Below are 23,525 nucleotides of genomic sequence, written 5' to 3'. Positions count from 1 at the left end.
TTTGTATCGGCAGGTCGCAAACGCGGGGCCTGTTACACTTCGTGACAAATCTCTTCGGGAAAGCACCCGGCATTCATCTAAAGGAAGGCTTATGAGCGAACCGCCGCACATTCTTGTCGTCGATGACCACCGCGAAATCCGCGATGCCGTGACGCGCTACCTGGAAAAGAACGGGATGCGCGCAACGTCCGCGCGCGACGCGGTCGACATGGATGCGAAGCTTGCGAACGGCAAGTACGACCTCATCGTCCTCGATGTCATGATGCCGGGGGAAGATGGTCTTTCCGTGTGCCGCCGACTTTCGGCAAGTGGATCCGTTCCGATCCTGATGTTGACCGCGCTCGGGGAGGAAACCGACCGGATTGTTGGCCTTGAAATCGGCGCGGATGACTACCTAGCGAAACCCTTCAACCCGCGTGAACTGGTCGCCCGGATCAAGGCCATCCTGCGCCGTTCGACGAAAGCCGAACCCTATGCAGGTACACTTTCGGGCCGACGTATCGCATTTGCCCATTGGATTCTGGACACGGACAGTCGGGTACTTTCGAACGAGGACGGTGAGCAAATCGATCTGACCAGCGCGGAATTCAAGCTTTTGACCGTCCTGCTGGAACGTCCTCGTTTTGTCCTCAGCCGCGATCAGTTGCTCGATCTGACGGCAGGCCGCGCAGCGTCAGTATTTGACCGGACCATAGACAATCAGATCAGCCGACTGCGCCGGAAGATCGAGCTTGATCCGTCGCGGCCGCGCATCGTCACGACTGTGCGCGGCGGCGGCTATTGCCTGGCTGCCGATGTCCACGAGTTGAGCTGATGCCGCGCCCCTTCGATAATCTTCGTGGGCAGTTGGTCCTGCTGATCGTCGCGGCGCTTGCTGTCGCACAGACGATCAGCCTGTGGCTGTTCGTCGACGAGCGTGGTCTCGCCGTGCGCGCCGCCTTGGGTTTCGAAGCGGCAGGCCGGGCCGCGAACGTCGCGCTCTTGCTCGAAGAGGCGCCGGAGTCCTTGCAGCAGGCGATCCTGAGAGCGGCGAATTCCCCTTTGGTACGTTTCGATCTTTCGGACATTCCCGCTGTCGATCATGAAAGCCATGCAGACGGTGGAGCCGTAGAGGCGCGCGTTCGCGGACTACTAGGTGGCGCGAACGATCGAGAAATCCGCGTGGAATTGCACGAGGTCGAGCAAGGCATTCCGCCGATGCCACATCTCGCGCCGGAGATGGCCGAAATGCATCTCGCGATGATGCGGGGCGAGCTTTCCGCGATCGAAATGCAACTGTCGATCGCCCTGGCGGACGGGCAGTGGCTGAATGTCGGAACAAGGTTCGAGCGGCCGCCGTTGCAGTGGCCATGGGCTTCAATCGTCAGTTTCGGAATCACGGCGGCGATCATTCTAGTCTCGGCCTGCTGGTTTCTTCTGACCCGGCTAACCGGACCGCTTCTGCGCGTTTCGCGCGCAGCCGACAGGCTTGGAAAGGGGGAAGCCGTCGATCCGTTGCCACTGATCGGTCCGAGCGAGGTGCGCGGCCTCACGCAGGCCTTCAATCGGATGCAGGCGAGACTGACGCGTTTCGTCGCGGACAGGACAAGACTTCTTGCGGCATTGGGCCATGATCTGCGCTCTCCGCTGACCGCCATGCGGGTGCGGGCGGAGATGGTGGACGAGGACGAAACGCGTGAAAGTCTTGTCGCCTCAATCGAGGAAATGCAGGAGATGGTCGATGCAACGCTTGCCTTTGCACGGGGCATGGCCAGCTCCGAAGTCTACGAGACGGTGGATCTGAAAACCTACCTGAAGCAGTTGCAGGCCGACATGATCGACGGCTTCACCCTTGATACAGCCAACAGCATAAGCGTTCGCTTGCGTCCCCAATCGGTGCGCCGCGCCCTGCGCAACATCATCGAGAACGCGCAGCGCTATGGCGGGGGGGCGGAGGTCACCTTCGTACATGACGCCGAATACGTCCAGATACGGGTCTCCGACAACGGACCTGGGGTTCCCGAAGCCGAACTCGAGCAAGTGTTCGAGCCGTTTTTCCGGCTCGAAAAATCCCGCTCGCGCGAAACCGGTGGGACCGGTCTTGGCCTGTCGATCGCGCGAACGATTGTGCGGGCCCATGGCGGCGACGTAGCGCTGACGAACCGCACCGAAGGCGGTCTTCTCGTGACCGTCACTTTACCACTCGAAACAGAACCTGATCAGCAAGAAAGGAACACCTCATGATAAAAATGGTATCCGCTGTAACCCCGTCAGCCCTAGTATTGTCCGCCGGAGCCGCGCTCGCCGATCCTGCGGACAGTTGGGGCAACGGTTTCGGTCACATGATGTGGGGAGGTGGATTCGGCATGGCTGGCGGTTTGATGATGCTGTTGTTCTGGGGGGCGATCATCGCATTGATCGTGTTGGCCGTCCGCGGGTTCTCGGCCGGGTCCCGCTCAGGCGGCAAATCCGACGCGGCCGAGATTCTTCGCGAACGCTATGCCAAAGGTGAGATTGACGAAGAGGAGTACGAGCGCCGCAAGGCGAAACTCGAATTGTGACGCCAAGGCTGATGCTTTTGATGCCCACCGAACTATGAATCATTAACTATCGACCTTCCCGCCATGGAACGCTGTGTCCACTAAGGGAACGGCCGAATGATTGGGAAATCGGACAGGTTGTTTTCGCCTTCGGCTTCGACACCGCAGTGTTCCAAACCGTGCTGCCCATGAGGGTTGCAATGTTCCATGGATGCATATTGCGCGCCGTTCGTGTTTACAGGCCTCGCATTCAGGTCATTTTGGCACGGCAACAAATCGCGTGATGTCAGTAAGCCGAAGGTAGATATTTGAGGATCACGATCTGGTGACAGCCGGGTTCGCGCGCACTTTTTTGCGATGCTACGAACTGATACAAAATTCACTGTTATGTCAGACGAGCTCGCTTGACCCTCCAGTGCTGGAAGGTGGTTTATGCACACCTGATAGGCAAGAAATCAGTAGCAGGAATGCCATGGTAGAGCAGGCACCCTTTGTAATCCATAGACGTCGTTTCGTACTGGCTGCGGCGAGCGGCGTAATCGCGTTGGCTGCGCCGTCGTTACTCCGGGCGCAGGGAGTGGAAACGACGCGTCGGAACTTATCGTCTTTCCGCACGCACGAGTGGCGGGACCATTTCGAGTCCCTGGACAAAGGTATCATCATTTCGGATACGATCACGAAAGTGTTGCAGCATTGGACCACCGATGGCGAAATGCGAATCTATCCGACATCGGTTCCCCTGACCGATGAGTTGACAAAGCGGGGCTATACCGAGGTTGTCGAAAAAAGGGAGAACCCGAGCTGGGCGCCAACGCCGTCGATGCGTGAGCGCAACCCCGAATGGCCAGCACTTATTCCAGGCGGAGACCCCGCCAATCCGCTGGGCACCCGTGCGCTCTATCTGTCTTGGCAGTATTACCGGATCCACGGAACGCAGGATACTCGGAAGATCGGGCGCAAGTCGTCGAACGGATGTATTGGCCTCTACAACGAACATATCGAGGAAGTCTTTGAACGAACGGCTCTGGGAACGCAGGTGAAGCTGATTTGAGCAGAGTGGTTCTCGCGAGGGACAGTAAAGAATGAACAAGATGCTTCTGGCCATTCTGGCCCTTTTTTTGATCGGGGGCCTCGCCGTTTATTGGAACGCGGCCCCATCCAGGCAACAGTCGGCCGGTCACTCGATGGTGCCACCGGACACAAGCGGCGTGGCCCGAGGGGCACCCATCGTGGAGGTTTCGGTGCCGACGGACCTGTCAGCGAATGCACAGATCGGAAAAGGCGCATTCGAGGCGAAATGTGCCGAATGCCATGGCGCCAACGCAGCAGGTCAGAATGGTGTTGCGCCGCCACTTGTGCACAAGATCTATGAGCCTTCACATCATTCGGACATGGCTTTCGTCTTGGCGGCGAAAAACGGTGTCCGGTCGCATCACTGGAATTTCGGGAATATGCCTCCGGTCAAGGGACTGACAGACGCTGATGTCAAGATGGTCACGCAATTCGTCCGGGAACTCCAAGAAGCGAATGGCATTTTCTAACAGATTAAAGGGTAAAATTTTTTTTTACCGGGAAGTTGGCCAATCGCCACCGACCGCGACTCTTCCAGAGCTTCTTGCCGTGCGCGGCTGGACCGTCGCGGACCTGAACTATGATTTGCTCGGCAGTTTGACTCGGCAGGGCAACGTGTTCGGTGGAATTCGGCGCGGTCGTGTAAACCGAAACTCGGTTCCTCCCTATTTTCGACTTGCCTGCGATGTCGGTCAATCTTCTGGCTATCAGGTTGCTGAAAGCAGAAGAGAAAATCACCTTACGGGTGTCGCAGCCGAACTACGATCAAAGCGACGGGGCGCGCCAGAGCTCCATACTATTTAAGGCTAGGAGAGAACATGATACGTCGGGATTTCCTTTTGCGTAGCGCTTCGGCGGCCGCTGTCCTTCCATTGCCCAGAGCGGGGCGCGCATTGACGCCTCAATTTGACGAATTCAAAGCTCAAGTGAGCGCGGTCCAGCTCGCGCCGCCGCCTTATCCAAAGACGGAAATATGGGGCTATGACGGCATGATGCCCGGCCCGGAGTTGCGGATCGCGCAGGGTGCCCGCGTTCAGCGAAAGTTACTGAACGCGCTGCCACAGGCAAGCTCGGTCCACTGGCACGGAATCCGGATCGACAACGCGATGGACGGCGTCGCCGGGCTGACCCAAGCCGCCGTCGAACCGGGCGAGAGTTTCGATTACGACTTCGTTGTACCTGATGCCGGAACCTATTGGTATCACGCCCATGCGAGGTCCTTCGAACAGGTCGCCCGAGGGCTTTACGGCGCGCTGATTGTTGAGGAAGCGGAAGCTCCGGAAGTGGATCGCGAGGAGGTTCTGATCCTGGACGATTGGCTTCTCGATCCCGAAACCGCACAGATCAATCCCGACTTCACCTCTGCGCATTCCCGCAGCCACGCAGGCCGCATGGGAAATTTCGTTGCGACGAACGGACAGTACGGTCTTGCGATCGATGTGCGTCAGAATGAACGGCTTCGACTGCGTCTGATCAATGCGGCCAACGCGCGGATCTTCGTCGTTGATATCGCCGGAATGGAAGGCTGGACCATCGCGTTGGACGGGATGCCACTGGCGCAACCCCAGAGGCTCGGCGAACCCCTCATTCTCGGCCCCGGCCAGCGCGCCGATCTGATCGTCGACGTGACTGCCGACTCCGGTGAAACGGCCCATCTGGTGCGCCTCGACAATGGGGAAGGTATGTCACAAGTTGCCCTTACCGTGACCGGTCGGGCGTCCGCCGTACGCCGGGATGACCCCCCTGCCCTGCCGAGCAATGCGAATATGGATGTTCCGGGCCTAGACAATGCGGTTCCCGTTCGCCTTAACATCGAGGGCGGTGCGATGGGCCGGATGCAATCGGCGGTCTTGAACGGTGAACGGAAATCCTTCCGCGATCTGGTCGACGAAAACGAATACTGGGCCTTAAACGGCACCGTCGGAATGCCCGATGCACCGCTTGCCGGTCTCGCTCTCGGGCAGACCGTCAAGCTTGAGATTAGCAACGACACGTCCTTCCCGCACGCGATGCACTTGCACGGGATGCATTTCCGCGAAATCGGCGAGGATGCCACATTGGGGCCGCTCCGGGATACGATAACGATGTTCCGGGGCGAAACGCGGACCGTTGTCTTTGTCGCCGATAATCCAGGCGACTGGCTGTTTCACTGCCACATGCTCAGCCACGCGGCCGCCGGCATGATGACATGGATGCGAGTGACGTGATGCGAAGATACCTGATGCTGTCGGTGATTTTTCTGGGCGGTGGCGGAGCCGCAGCCTGGCTCATGAGCACGGCCGGTGTGCTGACCGAATCCACGCCGGAAGCCGCCGACATTGCACAGGGTGAAGATCTTTACAGAGAATATTGCGCGGCCTGCCATGGTGCCGATTTGGAAGGACAGCCGGATTGGCGGTCGGCCGGACCAGATGGCGTCCTGCCTGCACCGCCGCATGACGAAACCGGTCATACCTGGCATCATCCCGATGGCGTGCTGTTTGACTACACCAAGCTGGGCGGCAAGGCCGCTCTTGCCCTCCAAGGGGTCGAGTTCGAAAGCGGCATGCCCGGGTTCGGCGACCAGCTGTCGGACGCCGAAATCTGGAACATCATCGCTTACATCCAATCAACGTGGCCGGAGCGTCAGCGCGCTATTCAAGCCGAACGAAGTGCTGACCAGCGACAGCAGGAAGGCAACTGAACCGCGTCCGAGAAAGGCGCTGAATATCTTGAGGTCGAGGAAAAGTTGGACTGGTTGTCGAGCGAAGGTATGACGCAATCGAGTTACCGCCCATCCAAGGACAATCATTTGGTCGAGTGCGCTTAATCGACTTGGCACGACAGGACGCTGGGTACGTGATCCGGCAAGTTTTGCACCAGTAATTGCAGTCCCAAGGGTTATTCAGGTCGCGGCTGGCGCCGACACATCGTATCCTGCGTTTTTGATCGCTTCCGACACCGCCCTGACGCTGAGAAAACTCTCGACCGAAACGGTATGCGTGCTCAAGTCGCACGAAACGGTCGCAGTTGGGTCAATAGACCTAATCGCCTTGTCAATTGTTGCGGTGCAATGCCCGCAACTCATTCCCGGAACTGTGAAGCTGCTCATATACGTCTCCTTCTCTCTTATCTTCAGGTGGGCGCTTCCAGCGGAGGAAGGTCAAGGGCAAAAATATATTCTGAAAAGCTTGACCTTCCAGTTGGTGGAAGCCCTAGATATCTTACCCAGAGACGAAGGAGACGCTCATGCCAGTCACACAAGACCTGCGGGTCTCTGTCCAGAACATGTCCTGCGCATCATGTGTCGGTCGGGTCGAGCGCGCGCTCTCGGCGCTGCCCGGGGTCGAAGAAGTCAATGTGAACCTTGCGGCCGAAACTGCGCAGGTCCGAATCGACTCGGAAACCCGGATACCGGAGCTGATCGACGCGCTGGATCGGGCCGGCTATCCCGTCCGGACGCAGACTATTCGCCTGAACGTCTCGTCCATGTCCTGCGCGTCCTGCGTCGGCCGTGTCGATAAGGCGCTGGCGGCAGTGCCTGGCGTTCTGGAGGTCAACGTCAATCTCGCCTCCGAGACCGCAACCGTGACTTATGTCGAGGGCGCGATGAAGATCTCCGATCTAATGAAAGCTGCCACAGACGCCGGCTACCCTGCTGAACCGGCGGACAGTGTCTTGCCCGAGGAGCACAGCGCCCGCAAGGCAGGCGAAGCGCGCGATCTGGCCCGTAAGACCGCCTTCGCTGCGACATTGGCGCTGCCGGTTTTCCTGCTCGAGATGGGTGCACACCTAGTGCCGGGGATGCACGAGATGATCGGCCGCACCATCGGTCACCAGACAAGTTGGATGATCCAGTTCGCACTGACGACAGTTGTGCTGTTCTGGCCCGGACGCCACTTTTACGCCAAGGGCTTCCCCGCGCTTCTGAAGGGCGCGCCCGACATGAACAGCCTCGTCGCCGTTGGCACCGGCGCAGCCTATCTCTATTCTCTTACCGCGCTCTTTGCGCCTGCGCTGCTGCCCGTGGCGTCCCGTGCCGTTTACTTCGAGGCAGCGGCAGTCATCGTCGTGCTGATCCTTCTGGGCCGCTGGATGGAGGCGCGCGCCAAGGGCCGCACCGGTGCCGCGATCCAGAAGCTTCTTGGCCTTCAGGCCCGCACTGCGCGAGTTCTAGTGGACGGGGAGCCGCAGGACGTCGCCATCGAACGGATCGGCACCGGCGACATCCTCGTTGTGCGTCCCGGCGAACGCATTGCGGTGGATGGGGACGTCACGCAAGGCAGCGCCCATGTCGACGAGAGCATGATCACCGGAGAGCCGGTTCCCGTCTCCAAGTCCGAGGGCGATCCGGTCACCGGCGGCACCGTCAACGGCACCGGCAGCTTCCAGTTCCGCGCCACACGTGTCGGCGCCGACACGACGCTCGCGCAAATCATTCGCATGGTGGAGCAGGCGCAAGGCGCCAAGTTGCCGATCCAGGGCCTGGTGGACCGGATCACGCTGTGGTTCGTGCCGGCGGTCATGGCACTGGCCGCGTTGACCGTTCTGGTCTGGCTGCTGGTCGGCCCCTCGCCCTCCCTGTCCTACGCGCTTGTGGCCGGGGTCTCGGTTCTCATCATAGCCTGCCCCTGCGCCATGGGACTGGCCACGCCGACCTCGATCATGGTCGGTACTGGGCGCGCAGCCGAGATGGGTGTGCTTTTCCGCAAGGGCGACGCGCTGCAACGACTGACGTCGGTGAATGTTATCGCGCTCGACAAAACCGGCACCGTCACCCAAGGGCGCCCCGAACTGACCGATATGGTCCTGGCCGACGGGGTCGACCGGGCCGACATCCTGGCACTGGTGGCGGCGGTCGAGACGCAGTCCGAGCATCCCATCGCCGAAGCCATCGTGCGCGCGGCCCAGGCCGAGAACGCGGCACGTCACGACGTCGAGAGCTTCGAATCCATCACGGGCTACGGCGTTCGGGCCAAGGTTGCCGGCCACGAGGTGCTTGTCGGTGCAGATCGCCTGATGGTCCGCGAAGGACTGAGCATCGGGTCGCTGGTCGAGGCGGAGGGCCGCTTGGCCGTGCTGGGCCGCACGGCATTGTTTGCCGCGGTGGATGGCAGGGTTGCAGCGGTCCTCGGCGTGTCCGATCCGGTCAAACCCGCCAGCGCGGCCGCCATTGGCGCGCTGCACCGCCTTGGGCTGGAGGTCGCTATGATCACCGGCGACAAGCGCGAGACAGCCGATGCCATCGCACGCGAAACCGGCATCGACCACGTGATCGCCGGCGTTCTGCCCGATGGCAAGGTGGCCGCACTAAACGAGCTTCGCCAAGGGGGCCGACGGATCGCCTTCGTCGGCGACGGCATTAACGACGCCCCCGCGCTGGCACATGCGGATGTCGGTATCGCCATCGGCACGGGAACCGATGTGGCCATCGAATCCGCCGATGTGGTGCTGATGTCGGGCGATCTACGCGGCGTGGTCAACGCCTTTGAAGTATCAGGCCGCACGATGCGCAACATCCGTCAGAACCTGTTCTGGGCGTTCGGCTACAACGTCGCGCTGATCCCGGTGGCTGCGGGTGTGCTCTACCCCACGTTCGGCTTGTTGCTCTCGCCAGTCCTGGCTGCCGGAGCCATGGCACTGAGTTCGGTCTTCGTGCTGACCAACGCCCTTCGGCTACGCAGGGTCCGTCCCATCATGGAAGAAGCCAGAGCGCGCGGTGGTGAAGAGGCCACTTTACTATCCCCTAACCCTGTCGCCGCTGAATAAGGAGAACCTGATCATGAATATTGGAGATGTCGCCGCCCTTTCTGGCCTCCCAGCCAAGACGATCCGATACTACGAGGATGTCGGGCTTGTGAAGCCTCTTCGCAGCACGAACGGCTATCGCACATTCCGTGAAAGCGATGCGCACAAGCTCGCGTTTCTCGGCCGTTCCCGGGCGCTCGGCTTCAGCATTGAAGACTGCCGCAACCTTATTGCTCTGTACGAGGACGAAAAACGCGCCAGCGCCGAAGTCAAGGATATCGCCGAGCAGCATCTTGAACGGATCGACGACAAGATTGCGGAGCTGAAGGAAATGCGCGCGACGCTAGCACATCTAGTGGACGCCTGTGCCGGGGATCACCGCCCGGATTGCCCAATCCTCGCCGATTTGGCAACGAAACACCGCGGCGAAGAGCAACTCAAGAATACTGCGTTGTAGGGTGCGAGCGTTTGGCTTGGGCGATCCTCTTTGCGATTGTGCTCTTCGGTTTGAGCGGACTTGTGCATGTCCGTGCGATGAGTTTCGTCATGACGGCCACCAAACGCACTCCATTCACACAATTAAGCCGCCTCTTATTTGCCCTCTATACACTCGCGACCGCCCACATAGGTGAAGCCGGGCTTTACGCACTGGGTTTCAGTTTCGGCGAGTTCTTAGGTATTGGCGGTTTCGCTCAAGACAACGTCGATTCATTCATGGATGTTTTCTACTTTTCCATCGTCAATTACTCCTCTCTGGGGCTTGGCGATATTTATCCCACGGGTCATTTGCGCTTTCTTGCCGGCATCGAGGCCCTGAATGGCTTTCTCCTCATCAGCTGCTCGGCCTCTACAATCTTCCTCGTGGTCACGAGAAAGATGGATTAGGAGCGCCACAAAACCTCATCCCAAAAGAGTTGGAACCCTCCATCGCTGGAAGGTTGTTGATGTTCTGAACGGGGATGGAACAAGCGAAAGGAGCACGTCATGTCATATTGGAGATTTACCGCCATGATCGCGACCTCGACGGTCGTGATGTTCGGGCTGATGTATCTCAACACCTATCTTCTGACCCATGTTTTCTGGTCCGAAACCCGAGCCTATATGGCGCTGTTGATGGGTGCGACGATGGCGATCATCATGTTGGCGTTCATGCTTTCAATGTATTCGAGCAAGACCGTAAATGCCGCTATTTTCAGCGGTGCCGTCGTCGTGTTCGCCGCCTCGCTCTGGCTCGTACGAAGCCAGGTCACGGTGGGCGATACCAGCTACATGCGCGCGATGATCCCACACCATTCGATCGCGATCATGACATCGAGCCGCGCCGATATCTCGGATCCGCGCGTGCGCAAGCTCGCGGACGAGATCATCTATGCGCAAGATAAGGAAATCGCGGAGATGCGCTATCTGATCAACGATATCGATGCATCCGGCGACACATCCGAGACTGCAAGTGTCGAGAGCCCCCGTATTGTGAGCTTGGATCAAGCCCTGTCAACAGCAAACGTCGCAGTGCTCGACCCCGGCTTCCTGACGAAGGAGGATATCGCGCAGCTTCTGCCGAATGGCGCGGCGTGCACATTCAACTATACAACCGGCAGTCCGGCCTCACTGGCATTGGGTGAGATCGATGGCGCAGCCGTCGGGCTCGTCAAGCTGAGCGGCGATCTCGTCCGGGTCGAACAGAATGCAGCCGGCGAATTGGGCACAGAAGGCCTGTCGATCCGCCTTGGCGTTCCCCAAGACGGTGCTGCGCTCGAAACCGCAGGTACCGAACCGGTCGATGCGACTCTGACGATCGAGCTCGATGCCGGTCTGACCGCCGGATTCCGGGGATTCTACAGTTGCGGGGCATGACATGAAGCACCATTCAAGCACACAAGCGCAGTCGGCGACGCTGTACCGCATGGTCATGCCGGGCCACCTCTGCCCCTACGGTCTGAAGTCCAAAGACTTGCTGGAGAGGCAAGGGTATGAGGTTGAGGACCACCATCTGACCACGCGTGAGGAAACCGACGCGTTCATGGAAGAGCACGGCGTCGAAACCACCCCGCAAACTTGGATCGGGGAAGAGCGGATCGGCGGATATGACGACCTTCGGGTCCATTTCGGCATCGATGCGCCGGAAGACGAACGCTCGGACACGTCCTACCAGCCCGTGATCACGATCTTTGCCGTCGCGTTCCTGATGGCGCTCGGTTTGTCGTGGTACAGCTTCGAGAACATTTTCACCCTGCGCGCCCTGGAATGGTTCATCTCGATCTCGATGTGCTTTCTGGCCGTACAAAAACTTCAGGATGTCGAAAGCTTTTCGACCATGTTCCTGAACTACGACCTGCTGGCGCGTCGGTGGGTACGATATGGCAAAATCTATCCGTTCGGAGAGGCTTTCGCAGGTATCCTCATGGTCGCTGGGGCGCTGACCTGGCTTTCGGCACCGGTGGCCTTGTTCATCGGCACTGTTGGCGCAGTATCGGTTTTCAAGGCGGTCTATATCGACAAGCGTGAATTGAAGTGCGCCTGCGTCGGCGGCGACAGCAACGTACCGCTCGGCTTTGTCTCGCTCACAGAGAACCTGATGATGATGGTCATGGGGATCTGGATGCCGATTAGGGTCTATCTGATCGGCTGAAAGGCGGGTGCCGTTTTCATATCCCTCGGACTCGTTCTCCCGATAGATGCGCAAGTCGGACAGCACTGCGAAAAAGGGTCAAGCTGAATGGACCAGATAATCGAAGCATTCACGACCGGGGCGGGCATGCTCTGGAAGGCGCTCTGGGCGCTCATCTTCGGGTATATCATCTCCGCAGGCATCCAGATTTTCGTGACACGGGATCAGATGGCGCGTGTTCTTGGCGACCGTGGTGCCAGGAAGGCAGGCATTGCCGGCTTCTTTGGGTTTGTGTCATCGTCCTGTTCCTTCGCGGCTCTTGCCGCGTCGCGTTCGATCCTCGTGAAGGGTGCGCATCCGGTCAATTCGATCGCCTTCCTGATTTCATCGACAAATCTGGTGATCGAGCTTGGAATCGTCCTTCTGGTCCTGCTGGGCTGGAAATTCATGGTGGCAAATTTCATGCTTGGCATCCTGATGACGATCTACGCCTATGCCCTCACCCTGATATGGCTTCCAAGGTCGTTTGTCGAAAGCGCAAAAGAGCATGCGGAGAAGGCCCAGTCCGACGAAGGTATGGAGAGGGACCAGACCATGAAGGGTTCGTTCCGCGACAAACTGCTGTCCCGCGAAGGATGGGACCGGATCGCCCGCGCTTTCTTCATGGAATGGAAGATGGTCTGGAAGGAGATCCTCTTCGGCTTCACGGTCGCGGGTTTCATTTCCGTCTTTGTGCCGCAGAGCTTCTGGAACGCGATCTTTCTGGTCGGAGATGGCGGTGCGCAGGACGCGCCGGGCTTCCTGATCGTTCTTGAAAACGCGCTGGTGGCACCGGTCGTGGCCTTCTTCACCTTCATCGGGTCGATGGGCAATGTCCCCCTGGCCGCGATGCTCTGGTCGCGCGACGCGTCGTTCGGAGGCGTGATCGCCTTTCTCGGAGCCGATCTTGTTGCTGCCACGGTGATCTGGGTGCGCGCAAAGTATTACGGCTGGCAGTATGCGCTCTATCTTTCAGGCTTGCTGTACCTGTGCATGGTCGCTGCGGGAATTACGGTGCATTACCTGTTCGCTCTCGTAGGGATGATCCCGACCGAGCGGCCGTCGCTTCAGGAAATGGTCCGGTTCAGCATCGATTACACGTTCTTCCTCAACCTGATCTTTCTCGTCATCGGGTCAGCACTGATCTGGCTTCACATCAGGAATGCCGAGGAAGACTAACCGATTGAGGCCAAGAATGGGAAGGTTCCCAGAAGCCAGTAGGCAAACCGGGACAATTGGCCGGTCATGATGGCAACGCCCATGATGATCATGGCGACGCCTGCGCCCTTATAGAGCCAGCGACCGGCCTTGCCGATCTGTCTGACCCGCGCGGCGATGGCGTCGGTGAACAGCGCGGCCAACAGGAACGGCACGCCCAGCCCCGCGGAATAGATCGACAGCAGCCAGATTCCGTCCGACATACCGCCGGAAGTCGAACTGAGTGTCAGGATCGCGCCAAGGATCGGTCCGATGCAGGGGGTCCAACCAAAGGCGAAGGCCAAGCCCAGGACGTAGGCTCCAAGCGGGCGACCCCCCGGAATGTCGAGTGTGAAGCGGGTGTCGCGCGAGAAGGCATCCAGACGAAAGACGCCCAACATGACCAGTCCGAACAGGATGATGATCGCGCCGCCCAGATAGTTCAGCTCGATGCGCCATGTCAGCAGCAATGATCCGATCGCGCTGGCCCCGGCCCCGAGGGCGACGAAAACCGTCGAAAACCCCAGAACGAAGCAGGTGCTTAGGCCCAGTGCCCCGGCGCGCGCCCGCAGACCGACCGACCGTGTCGTGCGCAAATCCGGCTGGCCAGCGATGTAGGAAACATAGCCCGGAACCAGTGGCAGGACGCAGGGCGACAGGAACGAAATGGCCCCCGCCAGAAAGGCCGCGAAGATGCCGATGCCGGAAATATCCATCATGCGTTTCCATGTCCGCTAAAGGGCCGTGATGCCCACCAGAAGGCAATCAGCGGGATTACGATCCATTGCAGCACGGGCGACAGCCCTGCATCGAGGACCGGAATGATCGGCATCAGGTCCGAATAGGCCCAAGCCGCGCGGATCACGATGTTGAGCCATTCGCTGAACAGCGTATATCCCAACCCGAACACCACCGTCAGGACGGTTACCGAGCGTCGCGTCGAAGCGACAATGGGCCAGCCTCGGCCCGACATCATCAAGGCGAGCACCAGCGCGCTCATGGCAATCAGGATGTCGCCACCCGTGCAATGAACCGCAGCGAAGACGATCTCACCCCAGGTGCCCTCGTTCCAGATCGTGTAGAGCGGCATGTGCGCGAACTCCCAGACCAGATTGGCCGGGATGATTACCGAAAAATACCGACGCAGGGCTGTCAGTGAAATTCCGTCTGTCGAGGACAGCCTGACGCCAGTCGCGGTGACACTCATTGAAACACCCCTGTCACCCGGTCCCACCAACTGCGTTCCCGGCGTCGATGCTGGGCATTGTTGATCAACTCGCTGACATAGAGGATCAGGTTCACATTCTTGAAATCCATGCCATGGAACTTTGCGGCAAACCGCCCGCCGATATCCACGACATGGGTGACCGCACCGTGCATCATCATGTCGCTGTCGGCGGTCGTGGTGAACTCGAGCCCATAGTCCCGCGCCACAAGGCGCGTCGCGTCGTCGCTCTGATCGGGCCGTTTGGTCAGAATGACCCAGTTGCTCGGATCGAGCCCATGCCGGTCCGCGTAGTCGCGCAGAACGTCCGGCGTGTCATTCACGGGATCGGTCGTGATCGAGATGAATTGCACCAGATCGCTCATCGGCCCGTCGTTGATCGAAGCCTGGACCGCCGCGATCTTTTCCGCATGGAGCGGGCAGAGATCCGGGCAGTTGGCGTAGATGAAATGCAGGATGACGACCCTTTCGCTGAAATCCGCCAAGCGCACAGGATTGCCCTCCGCATTCCGCAACTCGAAATCCGGGGCCTGTGCTGCGTCGATGGCCTGGAAGTATGGCTCCATCTCGAACATCCGCGCATCCAGATTTTCACCCGGATGATTGGCGGAGGCCGGAAAGGAGATCGTGGCCGCAAGTGTGACCAAGGCGGCGCGCCGGGTCAGATAGATAATCAACTGCATCACCTTTCGGATTGATCGGGCGTGCCACTACCCGCATCGTTGCATTTCCCGCCGGACCCGCCCTTCATGCACAGACCAAGCCCGCACATCGCGGCACAGGGTGCCAGTGAGACCAGGACAGGCGCGAGCCCGATCGCGGTGAGCCATCCCCAGTTCAGAGCCATGCCGCCGCCCATCACGGTTGCCGCACCGACGAACAGCAATCGTCTGCGTGTCAACCACCGGGGCCAGTTGCCTGCGCTTTCGATGTCGGCGGCACCCGCATCGTTGGAAGATGATATGTCGGTCATCCGGAAAATCCTTCTGAAGTTTGAGTACTGGTCATTCTGATAACTGGGCGGTCAAGGGCGGGCGGCGCTCTTTCAGGGGCGCTTATTCGATAAAGCCTCGCAAGAAGGAGACCATCTCGGGATCATCCCATTCGGCCGGGCCGACCAGTCTCCCAAGCTCCCGCCCCTGCGCGTCGATCAGGATCGTTGTCGGCAGACCGACGGTGCGCAGCGCGGTCATCGACAGCATGGTCTTGTCGACATATATCTTGAGATTGGTGACACCGATCTCGTCGTAGAAACGCCGCACGACGGGCGATCCGGCCCGGTCGATGGACAGGGCGACCACTTCGAACCGGTCGCCGCCAAGTTCCGCCTGAAGCGCATCCAGCGTCGGCATCTCTTCCCGGCATGGCACGCACCAGGTTGCCCAAACATTCACGAGGATCACCTTGCCGCGAAAATCCTCCATGTCCCCACGGCTGCCGTCCTCGGTCTCGTAGCGCACATTGATCACCGGCTGCGGCGTGTCGTGCAGTGCGAAGCCTTGCGGCCCGGCAAACGCAGCGCCGACGGACAATGCCCAGACGAGCAGCGCCGTTTTTAGATATTTCATGGCGTTGGCTCCTTGCCGGCTTGGGTTTTCAGATCACGGACGATCGGCAAAAGGGTTTCCTCCAGAATCGCTCGCGTGATGGGGCCGACATGGCGGTAGGCAATGGTGCCGTCGGACGTGATGACATAGGTTTCAGGCACGCCGTAAACACCCCACTCGATGCCCGCACGTCCGTTTATGTCGGCCCCGATGCGGGTGTAGGGATCACCCAGTTCGTCTAGCCAGGCGCGCGCCTGTTCGGGCGGATCCTTGTAGTTGATCCCGTAGAGCGGCACTTCGCCCGTGGCGCTCAATTCCATGAATAGCGGATGTTCGGCGCGGCAGGGCACGCACCACGAGGCGAAGACGTTCACCAGCGAAACATGGCCGATCAGGTCCTGCGTCGAAAGACCTTCCTCGCGGCCGAGCACCGGAGCGAGTGCAAACTCCGGTACGGGCTTGTCGATAAGCGCGGACGGCAGATCATCGCCCTCGCTGAAAAGCCCCCAGCCAAACAGGACCATAAGGGCCAAAGCCACGACGGGCACCAGCACAAAGCCGAGATTTCTCCGGCGGGGCGTGGGAACAGTCATATTGTCACGATAGCTGGTCATGGCTTTGCTTGCTGGTCCTCGCGGGTCCGCTCACTCTGAAAGGCACGTTCTTTGTCGGGCCAGGTGCTCTTGATGTAGTCGACGATCGACGTGATTTCGTCATCTGTCAGTACGCCCTCATATCCGGGCATGTCGCTTTCATAACCGGCCCCGACAATCGCCGCCGGTCCGCGTTTCACGATGTCGAACAATACGCGGTCCGTATGATGCCAGGTATGACCCGACGCATCATGCGGCGGGGCAGGCAATCTGCCGTTCGGCAATCGGGTGCGCCAATCAGGCTGCCCCTCCAGGTTTGCGCCATGGCAACTGGCACAATTCTCCTGATAGAGACGCTCGCCCATGCGCAAGTCGCTCTCCGCCGAAACGGGAGAGACCGTTGTGGCGAGCAAGACCGCGGCGAGCCTAATGGTGTTTTTCATGTCGCTTGTGCCTTCTTCTGGCTATCCAAATACAACGAGAGTGCTACTATCGATGCCACGACAAGCAGGACGCACGCCCCCAGACCAATCCCCATCGACAACAGGCCGTCGCCGTTGCTGTCGCCCTCATTCCGCATCTTGGCGCATTTCTATTTTCCGCTGTCCGAGCGGATGTATTTGACCAAGGCGATTGCCGCGAGCACCAGCACCGCCACGATGAGTAACCAAACCAGTCCCATCGCGATCATCATGCCGCCACCCATCATTCCACCATCCATCATCATGCACTTCATCCTTTGTTTTCCCTTGAAACCGGTCAGGCACGGGATCGCACCAGTCCGCGCAATTAATCATTCGACCGCATAGACGGTCGGGTTCACACCTTCTTCGACGGTGTAAATCTTGAACGGTTCCTGCTTCGCGCCCCCCATACCCGGCGATCCCAACGGCATGCCGGGAAGTGTCAGACCGGCAATGTCCGGGCGCTCATCAAGCAACTTGTTGACGACATCAATTGGCACATGACCGCTGACGACGTAGTCACCCAGAAAGGTCGTATGGCAGCCCTGGAAATCGTCCGGGATACCTGCATCACGGCTGATCTGAGCCAGATCATGGGTCGGCTTTACCTCGACCGTGAAGCCATTCTCGCGCAGGTAGTCCGCATAGCTCTCGCAGCATCCGCATTGCGGGTTCTTGTAGAGCGTGGCCTCTTGCGCTGCTGCAGGCGCGGCATTCAGGCTCATTGCAAGGACAGCGGCAGCACCTGCGGTGCCAAGACTGGCAAGTCCAATTAGTTTCTTCATCGGTTCTTTCCTTTCGTGGTGATCGTTACGTGAGATTGTTTCAGGTTTTGGTCGTGCCAGGATCGACACGTATGATGCCCATCATGCCGGCCGCCTGGTGTTCCAAGATGTGACAATGGAACATCCAGTCTCCCGGATTGTCCGCCACGAAGGCGATCTCGACCCGTTCCTCCGGTGCCATCAGGACGGTGTCCTGCCATTCGCGATGCCGTGTCGGTTGCCCGTTCCGTGTGATCACACGGAACGAATGTCCATGAAGATGCATCGGGTGATGCCACGCGGTGCGATTGTCCATCTGCAGCACATGCGACGTGCCCTGCGGCAGGACCAGCAATGGATCCATCATGTGCCCCGTTGCTGCTTTGCCGTTGATGAACCACATGTTGCCTTCGCGCATCTGCTCCATCATGGACCCCATGCCGCCGCCCATCATCATCTGCCCCATCATGCCGCCATTAAAGATGATCTGATGCCGCGTGGCAGCTTGCATATCGGGTTCGGCCAGCGGGTTGGGTGGCAGTTCCATCGACCAGTCCGGGACCGCGTCCCGTAACCGATCCGGCCCGTAGGCGAGATCGACCAGACGGTATTCCAGATCCCTGTAGAAGACATCGGTGATGGTCAGGCTCTCTCCGGGCTTGCCGGTCATATCAATCACCAGATCGACACGCATGGCCGGACCGACCACCACGATGTCATCGTCTGGTACATGAGGTGACACGGGTTGACCGTCCAGAGCGACCACGACCGGCGCAAGCCCCCCGAAATCCAGCCCGAATATCCGCGCGTTCGCTGCATTGACCAGCCGAAGGCGGATGCGTTCCCCGGATCGCACCGCGATACGGTCAGGGATCTGGCCGTTGATCGTCACGGAATTGCCGATACGACCGCCGTGCATCGCGTCGTGCCGGCTTCCGAAATCTGTCGCAATCTGTCCGTCGCCGGTCATCCGCCAGTCATCGAGCATCCAGGTCAAATCGCGATCCACGCGGATCGGGTTTGCTTCCTCGACGATCAGCGGCCCGTAAAGCCCGCGCCCGACCTGTTCCGAACTGCGCTGGTGCGGGTGATACCAGAATGTACCTGCGTCCAGCGCATCGAATTCGTAGAGAAACTCGCCACCGACCGGGATCGGGTCCTGTGTCAGGAACGGCACACCGTCCATCGCATTGGGTGTGCGAATGCCATGCCAGTGGACCGTCGTCCCTTCATTTAGCCCGTTCCGGGCCAGAACCCGAATTCGGTCTCCCTGCCGCACCCGGATCTCGGGGCCGGGGAGGGATCCGTTGTAGCTCCAGACGTCGGTAGGGCCGTAGGGTGCCGGTCGCAGGGCGGCTTGTCCGGCCGCAGCGCGTAGCAAGAATGGGTCCTCTGTCGGACCTGCCATCGCTACTCGTGCCGGTGACAGAGTGGATATGGCCGTGAAAGCGGCACCGGTGCGCAGCACGTGCCGTCGTGAAATCAGTCTGTTGAGGGTCATTACTTCTGCCTTGATCTGAAAGGGTCGCACTCAGCCAGCTTCGGCCAAGGCAACGGTCAGGCCCCGCAACAAGCGAGGCCGCTATCAGGTTCAGACAGGCAGCTTGGGAGGAAATGGATCAAGGGAGGGAACCGCGCCAATCGGGATCACAGGTCCCGCGACCGGGATGACAACACCGAAGGCCATCTCAAGCGTCATCGCTGACGTACGAGCTACGATACCGGCCGTAGTTCCCGCGCCACAAGGGACTGTACACCCACCCTCGCAGGTTATCCCGTCAGCAAATCCGATCGGATCGCATCCGCCGCAATGGTCGTCCCCGCTTTCAGCGCCCACCATCTGAGCCATTGCTGCCTCAGCCGCATTCGCTGCCGATACATCCGGCGCAACCACGGCACCGAAGCTCAATGCAAGAATCAAAATGAGGCGGAAAACGCAGATCATGCGATCCTTATGCAAGCTTCCAGTAGGGGGAGGTCAAGAAGTATCCCGTAACATAGGCGTGACATTGCCACGCGGGTACTCACTGATTGGCCAAAAGATGCCCGAGGTTGGTTTCGGGGGAAAATCTGAGGCGAGACTGCGGACTCATCCAAGGTCTGTTTCGGAGCCAGGCAACCACCCGCATCTTTTCATGCGGGTGGCTGCCCTTGTGTCAACTTGCGTCTTTGAATTCGGTGTATTCGCCGCGCACCTGGACAGTCACGGTTGCGGGCTGGCTGTCCCGATTCCGCCAGAACCATCCGTGTTCGCCGTCGAATGCCGCGATGATCTCGCCCTCGTCGCCCGTCGAACCGCGGCCCTTTTCATAGGTCACCGAATTGCCGCCGCCGTGGCCGTGCATGTCAAAATTCACCCGACCGCCATCGACCAGCATTCGGTATTCCACCGTCTGGCCCTCTTCCATGACCAGCTTCCACTCGGCACTGTCGCCGGGTGCAAGCGTAAAGGTGGTTTCGTCACGCCAGATTTCGGCGTCCTGTGCATATGCCGTGCCGACAAAAAGTCCAAAGATATCGTTCATAAGGCTCGACTGCTCTTCGGCTTCGATCTCCAACAGCCTGTCGGCTTCGGCCTCCTCCGCAAGCTGGGCTTTGATCTCACCCATCTCGCTCAGCCCGAGAACCCCGCCGATCCCGGTCGGGTCGATGTTGTATTCGGCAGGCAGCACGACGGTCACAAGGATCGCAACGGCGCTGGCCGCCGCAATGGCAGTGGAACGGATAAGCTGCGCGGAGCTGGGAAGCTCATCAAGGCTCGGTTTTTTTGCGTTAAACATTTTGGTCTCCTAAATTCTCAGGTGGCTACGAAGTAGCCGGTGATTTGCAGGCCCATGAGGATGAATCCCATGGACATCATGACGACGTTGGCGGTGTAGGCTTGGCGGAAGAAGCTTGGGGATTTCCGCCAGAAGCCCATGACGATGAGGATCACGGCAAGCGCCATGATCTGGCCAAGCTCGACGCCCACGTTGAACGCCAGAAGATTGGCCAGTAGGCCCTCTGACGCGATCTCGTAGTCTAGGATCTTCGTGGCCAGGCCCGTGCCGTGGAAGAAGCCGAAGATCAGCGTTGCGGCCTTGGTGTTCGGCTGGAACCCAAACCAGCGCTGATAAGCCCCGAGATTGTCGAGCGCCTTGTAGACGACCGAAAGGCCGATGATCGCGTCGATGATGTAGGCGTTGATGCCCCAGCCGAACCAGACACCGGCCAGCATCGTGGTCGAGTGCCCGAGGGCGAAGAGGCTGACATAGATGCCTACATCCTTCATCTTGTAGAGGAAGAAGACGACGCCGAGCAGGAACAGGATGTGATCGTATCCCGTGACCATGTGTTTGGCGCCGAGATACATGAAGGGGATGATGTTCACCCCCCAGATTTCCTGGATATAGCCTGCGTCACCTTCTGTGACGGCATGGGCAAGAGCGTTTTCCGCACCCAGGACGAGCGCCGAAAGGGCAATGAAGGACAGGATCACGATCCGGCGTATGCCGGGATCGGTCCAGCCCTGGTGGACTGTATTCATGGATTGAACTCCGCATATGTGTTGATGATCGAATGCAGCGCGCTGTTGGCACGCAGTCGATCAGACGCGCGGAGGTCTTTCGATTTGGTATGTCTGCAAGGTGTTCGACGTGGCCGAACTCAACGGCCATGCGGCTCTATAAATATCGAGCGGGTGCGGCGATCGGTCGGGGCCAGGCACGACCGCCTGACTGTGATCGTGATCGATGCTGTCATGGCTATGTCCATGCATGGCCCAGGCGAGGTCTTCTTCCAGTCCATGCGAATGACCGTGCTCAGCAACCATTTCTGCGTGCTCTTGAAGGACGCCGATGACTGAGGGTGCGTGCGAGGTTGCGGGCACCACAGACCAGAGGAGTACGGCCAAACATAAGAGTGTCGCAAACGCGGCGTTTACAACTGTCCTCAAGGTATCCATAGGATCTGCCCGTCTGCCCGTCTCTAGCGTGGTGCGTCGTGGCACCATCTTGTTCTATCCTCCCGGGGGGGATAGAACTACTTTATGACAAAACATCCAGTCCATGCAACCCATCCCGCCCTTGTCGCCCGGCTGAAACGCGCTGACGGCCATTTGCGCGCCGTGATCGAAATGATCGAGGCGGGCAAACCCTGTCTGGAGATTGCTCAGCAGATGCAAGCGGTCGAAAAGGCCGTGACGAACGCCAAGCGTGCGCTGATCCATGATCACATGGACCATTGTATCGACGTTGAAAGTTCTGAAACTGATCGCGCCGAGTTGCGGGCGATCGCCCGATATCTCTGAGGCTGACCATGCTCGATATTCTCTCCGACCGCACTTATCGGCACCTGTTTCTGGCACAGGTCGTAGCCCTTCTGGGTACCGGACTCGCCACAGTCGCACTCGGCCTGCTCGCCTTTGATCTTTCGGGCGACGGGGCGGCGCTGGTCCTCGGCACAGTCTTCACCATCAAGATGGTTGCTTATGTGGGCATCGCGCCCATTGCAGGGGCTTTCGCAGACCGCGTGCCGCGCCGCGCGCTTCTGGTGACGCTCGATCTGGTGCGTGCCGGTGTCGCGCTCGCACTGCCCTTCGTGACCGAGGTCTGGCAGATCTACGTCCTGATCTTCCTTCTTCAATCGGCTTCCGCCGCCTTCACGCCGACCTTTCAGGCGACGATCCCGGACGTTCTGCCCGAAGAGGCGCGCTATACCCGCGCGCTGTCGCTGTCGCGGCTGGCCTACGATCTGGAAAACATCGTCAGCCCGACGCTGGCGGCCCTTCTGCTCGCGGTGATGTCCTACAATTCGCTTTTCCTCGGCACGGTCCTCGGTTTCGCCGCATCGGCCCTTCTGGTTGTTTCGGTCGTGCTGCCCAGTCCCCGCCCATCCGAGCCGCGCGGTGTCTATGACCGCACTACGCGCGGCATCCGCATCTATCTGGCCACGCCCCGCTTGCGCGGGCTCTTGGCATTGAACCTCGCGGCGGCGGCGGCAGGTGCGATGGTGCTGGTCAATACCGTCGTTCTTGTGCGCGGCTCGCTCGGCCTTTCGGAAAGTGCTCTGGCCTGGACGATGTTCGCCTTCGGCGCAGGGTCGATGATCGCCGCGCTGGTCCTGCCGCGTGTTCTCGATGTGTTGCCGGACCGGCCCGTGATGTTCGGCGGAGCCACGCTGATGGTGGCTACTCTGGTCGGTCTGGCGTTGACGGTCCTTGGAGCGGGCCTTGGCTGGTCCATCCTTCTGACAGCCTGGTTGCTGGTGGGGCTCGGATATTCCGCTGTCCTCACCCCTTCCGGCCGACTGCTGCGCCGTTCCGCCCACGCCGGGGACCGCCCGGCACTCTTCGCGGCGCAATTCGCGCTGTCCCACGCCTGCTGGCTTGTGACCTATCCGCTGTCGGGATGGCTGCTGACAGTCTATGGTGTCGTTCCCGCACTGATCGGACTGGCCCTCATCGCCGCCTTCGGAATGCTCGCAGCGCTGAAACTCTGGCCGTCCGGCGATCCCGTTGAGCTTGAGCACACCCACGATAATTTGCCACTCGACCATCCCCACCTAAGGGGACATCGCAGGCACAGCCATGCCTTGATCATTGACGAGAGCCATCCTCGCTGGGCCACGCATTTATAAGCCGCAGCAAGAGACGAAGACTGGACACGGGCGGTTCGTTTTCATCCATGCGGACATTCGTGCTTCGAGCAAAATTCATCAAAGTGGGCTCGATGCGCGAATTGTCTGCAAGTTTGGCGGACAGAAGCGTTGACTCTAACATAAACTGTCGGCCC

At 59.6% G+C, this 23,525-nt stretch carries 28 protein-coding genes; 15 read left to right on the top strand and 13 right to left on the bottom strand.

The features are described from left to right. Positions 1 to 91: 91 nt before the first annotated feature. The 7 genes from ROSMUCSMR3_RS20525 (at position 92) to ROSMUCSMR3_RS20495 (ending at position 6,273) form a co-directional block, all read left to right on the top strand. Positions 92 to 814 carry a response regulator gene (locus ROSMUCSMR3_RS20525; RefSeq protein WP_037275440.1) on the top strand — a complete coding sequence of 241 codons (723 nt, stop codon included), beginning with the start codon at positions 92 to 94 and terminating at the stop codon, positions 812 to 814. Continuing rightward, positions 814 to 2,223, top strand: coding sequence for an ATP-binding protein (locus ROSMUCSMR3_RS20520; RefSeq protein ID WP_037275442.1), 1,410 nt, complete (start codon positions 814 to 816; stop codon positions 2,221 to 2,223). The genes ROSMUCSMR3_RS20525 and ROSMUCSMR3_RS20520 overlap by 1 nt, the downstream gene beginning before the upstream one ends. After that, positions 2,220 to 2,540 (top strand): SHOCT domain-containing protein, encoded by a 321-nt coding sequence (locus tag ROSMUCSMR3_RS20515; protein ID WP_075571760.1) that lies wholly within the window; start codon positions 2,220 to 2,222, stop codon positions 2,538 to 2,540. Before ROSMUCSMR3_RS20520 ends, ROSMUCSMR3_RS20515 begins: the two co-directional genes overlap by 4 nt. Positions 2,541 to 2,991: 451 nt before the next feature. Further along, a complete protein-coding gene (locus tag ROSMUCSMR3_RS20510) occupies positions 2,992 to 3,570 on the top strand; it encodes a L,D-transpeptidase (protein ID WP_037275444.1) in 579 nt (192 codons plus the stop codon). A 31-nt stretch (positions 3,571 to 3,601) separates the two neighbouring features. Continuing rightward, complete coding sequence (locus tag ROSMUCSMR3_RS20505; RefSeq protein WP_037275446.1) at positions 3,602 to 4,060, top strand: c-type cytochrome; 459 nt, start codon at positions 3,602 to 3,604, stop codon at positions 4,058 to 4,060. 348 nt (positions 4,061 to 4,408) lie between these two features. Continuing rightward, positions 4,409 to 5,797, top strand: coding sequence for a multicopper oxidase family protein (locus ROSMUCSMR3_RS20500; protein WP_037275448.1), 1,389 nt, complete (start codon positions 4,409 to 4,411; stop codon positions 5,795 to 5,797). Next, entirely contained in the window at positions 5,779 to 6,273 is a 495-nt protein-coding gene (locus ROSMUCSMR3_RS20495) for a c-type cytochrome (protein ID WP_081508717.1), read from the top strand. The genes ROSMUCSMR3_RS20500 and ROSMUCSMR3_RS20495 overlap by 19 nt, the downstream gene beginning before the upstream one ends. Before the next feature lie 201 nt (positions 6,274 to 6,474). Here ROSMUCSMR3_RS20495 and ROSMUCSMR3_RS20490 read toward each other — a convergent pair whose 3' ends face one another. Then, the gene (locus ROSMUCSMR3_RS20490; RefSeq protein WP_420541237.1) at positions 6,475 to 6,657 is read right to left on the bottom strand and encodes a heavy-metal-associated domain-containing protein; all 183 of its coding nucleotides are present in this window, start codon (positions 6,655 to 6,657) and stop codon (positions 6,475 to 6,477) included. Positions 6,658 to 6,818: 161 nt separating this feature from the next. On the opposite strand from ROSMUCSMR3_RS20490, the gene ROSMUCSMR3_RS20485 reads away from it, so the two are divergent. From ROSMUCSMR3_RS20485 to ROSMUCSMR3_RS20460, 6 genes are all read left to right on the top strand, one after another. Then, positions 6,819 to 9,338, top strand: coding sequence for a heavy metal translocating P-type ATPase (locus tag ROSMUCSMR3_RS20485; protein ID WP_037275450.1), 2,520 nt, complete (start codon positions 6,819 to 6,821; stop codon positions 9,336 to 9,338). A gap of 13 nt (positions 9,339 to 9,351) precedes the next feature. Then, complete coding sequence (gene cueR, locus ROSMUCSMR3_RS20480) at positions 9,352 to 9,774, top strand: Cu(I)-responsive transcriptional regulator (protein ID WP_009820195.1); 423 nt, start codon at positions 9,352 to 9,354, stop codon at positions 9,772 to 9,774. Positions 9,775 to 9,785: 11 nt separating this feature from the next. Continuing rightward, positions 9,786 to 10,202: an ion channel gene (locus tag ROSMUCSMR3_RS20475; RefSeq protein WP_037275452.1), complete on the top strand. Its 417-nt coding sequence runs from the start codon at positions 9,786 to 9,788 to the stop codon at positions 10,200 to 10,202. A gap of 99 nt (positions 10,203 to 10,301) precedes the next feature. Further along, positions 10,302 to 11,171 carry a DUF305 domain-containing protein gene (locus tag ROSMUCSMR3_RS20470; RefSeq protein ID WP_052115426.1) on the top strand — a complete coding sequence of 290 codons (870 nt, stop codon included), beginning with the start codon at positions 10,302 to 10,304 and terminating at the stop codon, positions 11,169 to 11,171. A 1-nt stretch (position 11,172) separates the two neighbouring features. After that, positions 11,173 to 11,946 (top strand): glutaredoxin, encoded by a 774-nt coding sequence (locus ROSMUCSMR3_RS20465; protein ID WP_281256635.1) that lies wholly within the window; start codon positions 11,173 to 11,175, stop codon positions 11,944 to 11,946. Between the two features lie 87 nt (positions 11,947 to 12,033). Next, the gene (locus ROSMUCSMR3_RS20460) at positions 12,034 to 13,143 is read left to right on the top strand and encodes a permease (protein WP_037275456.1); all 1,110 of its coding nucleotides are present in this window, start codon (positions 12,034 to 12,036) and stop codon (positions 13,141 to 13,143) included. Here the strand turns inward: ROSMUCSMR3_RS20460 and ROSMUCSMR3_RS20455 are convergent. The 12 genes from ROSMUCSMR3_RS20455 to ROSMUCSMR3_RS20400 form a co-directional block, all read right to left on the bottom strand. After that, on the bottom strand, positions 13,140 to 13,880 hold the full coding sequence (locus ROSMUCSMR3_RS20455) for a cytochrome c biogenesis CcdA family protein (RefSeq protein WP_037275457.1): 741 nt from the start codon (positions 13,878 to 13,880) through the stop codon (positions 13,140 to 13,142). The two genes, ROSMUCSMR3_RS20460 and ROSMUCSMR3_RS20455, sit on opposite strands and share 4 nt — an antisense overlap. Continuing rightward, on the bottom strand, positions 13,877 to 14,368 hold the full coding sequence (locus tag ROSMUCSMR3_RS20450; protein WP_037275459.1) for a hypothetical protein: 492 nt from the start codon (positions 14,366 to 14,368) through the stop codon (positions 13,877 to 13,879). The genes ROSMUCSMR3_RS20455 and ROSMUCSMR3_RS20450 overlap by 4 nt, the downstream gene beginning before the upstream one ends. Next, positions 14,365 to 15,069 (bottom strand): SCO family protein, encoded by a 705-nt coding sequence (locus tag ROSMUCSMR3_RS20445; protein ID WP_037275461.1) that lies wholly within the window; start codon positions 15,067 to 15,069, stop codon positions 14,365 to 14,367. Before ROSMUCSMR3_RS20445 ends, ROSMUCSMR3_RS20450 begins: the two co-directional genes overlap by 4 nt. After that, positions 15,069 to 15,359 (bottom strand): hypothetical protein, encoded by a 291-nt coding sequence (locus ROSMUCSMR3_RS20440; protein WP_037275462.1) that lies wholly within the window; start codon positions 15,357 to 15,359, stop codon positions 15,069 to 15,071. Before ROSMUCSMR3_RS20440 ends, ROSMUCSMR3_RS20445 begins: the two co-directional genes overlap by 1 nt. A gap of 82 nt (positions 15,360 to 15,441) precedes the next feature. Beyond that, a complete protein-coding gene (locus ROSMUCSMR3_RS20435; RefSeq protein ID WP_037275463.1) occupies positions 15,442 to 15,954 on the bottom strand; it encodes a TlpA family protein disulfide reductase in 513 nt (170 codons plus the stop codon). After that, the gene (locus ROSMUCSMR3_RS20430) at positions 15,951 to 16,547 is read right to left on the bottom strand and encodes a DsbE family thiol:disulfide interchange protein (protein ID WP_009820201.1); all 597 of its coding nucleotides are present in this window, start codon (positions 16,545 to 16,547) and stop codon (positions 15,951 to 15,953) included. Before ROSMUCSMR3_RS20430 ends, ROSMUCSMR3_RS20435 begins: the two co-directional genes overlap by 4 nt. Next, positions 16,544 to 16,969, bottom strand: a complete 426-nt coding sequence (locus ROSMUCSMR3_RS20425) for a c-type cytochrome (protein WP_037275465.1) — start codon at positions 16,967 to 16,969, stop codon at positions 16,544 to 16,546. Before ROSMUCSMR3_RS20425 ends, ROSMUCSMR3_RS20430 begins: the two co-directional genes overlap by 4 nt. Positions 16,970 to 17,118: 149 nt before the next feature. Next, positions 17,119 to 17,253, bottom strand: coding sequence for a hypothetical protein (locus tag ROSMUCSMR3_RS21795; RefSeq protein ID WP_007121580.1), 135 nt, complete (start codon positions 17,251 to 17,253; stop codon positions 17,119 to 17,121). A 66-nt stretch (positions 17,254 to 17,319) separates the two neighbouring features. Next, a complete protein-coding gene (locus ROSMUCSMR3_RS20420) occupies positions 17,320 to 17,775 on the bottom strand; it encodes a DUF411 domain-containing protein (RefSeq protein WP_009820203.1) in 456 nt (151 codons plus the stop codon). Between the two features lie 40 nt (positions 17,776 to 17,815). Beyond that, positions 17,816 to 19,255 (bottom strand): multicopper oxidase family protein, encoded by a 1,440-nt coding sequence (locus tag ROSMUCSMR3_RS20415; protein ID WP_075571762.1) that lies wholly within the window; start codon positions 19,253 to 19,255, stop codon positions 17,816 to 17,818. Positions 19,256 to 19,910: 655 nt separating this feature from the next. Beyond that, on the bottom strand, positions 19,911 to 20,534 hold the full coding sequence (locus ROSMUCSMR3_RS20405) for a hypothetical protein (RefSeq protein WP_037275469.1): 624 nt from the start codon (positions 20,532 to 20,534) through the stop codon (positions 19,911 to 19,913). Between the two features lie 17 nt (positions 20,535 to 20,551). Then, positions 20,552 to 21,280: a HupE/UreJ family protein gene (locus ROSMUCSMR3_RS20400; protein WP_009820205.1), complete on the bottom strand. Its 729-nt coding sequence runs from the start codon at positions 21,278 to 21,280 to the stop codon at positions 20,552 to 20,554. A 501-nt stretch (positions 21,281 to 21,781) separates the two neighbouring features. Between ROSMUCSMR3_RS20400 and ROSMUCSMR3_RS20395 the strand changes: the two genes are divergently transcribed. Together ROSMUCSMR3_RS20395 and ROSMUCSMR3_RS20390 are read left to right on the top strand one after the other, a co-directional pair. Then, a complete protein-coding gene (locus ROSMUCSMR3_RS20395; protein ID WP_007120627.1) occupies positions 21,782 to 22,042 on the top strand; it encodes a metal-sensing transcriptional repressor in 261 nt (86 codons plus the stop codon). 8 nt (positions 22,043 to 22,050) lie between these two features. Continuing rightward, positions 22,051 to 23,370, top strand: coding sequence for an MFS transporter (locus ROSMUCSMR3_RS20390; protein ID WP_081508714.1), 1,320 nt, complete (start codon positions 22,051 to 22,053; stop codon positions 23,368 to 23,370). Positions 23,371 to 23,525: the final 155 nt, after the last annotated feature.

This window comes from Roseovarius mucosus (assembly GCF_002080415.1).
Classification (GTDB): Bacteria; Pseudomonadota; Alphaproteobacteria; order Rhodobacterales; family Rhodobacteraceae; genus Roseovarius; species Roseovarius mucosus_A.
Note: the sequence above shows the minus strand (reverse complement) of the source record. Positions and strands in the feature narration are given on the sequence as shown.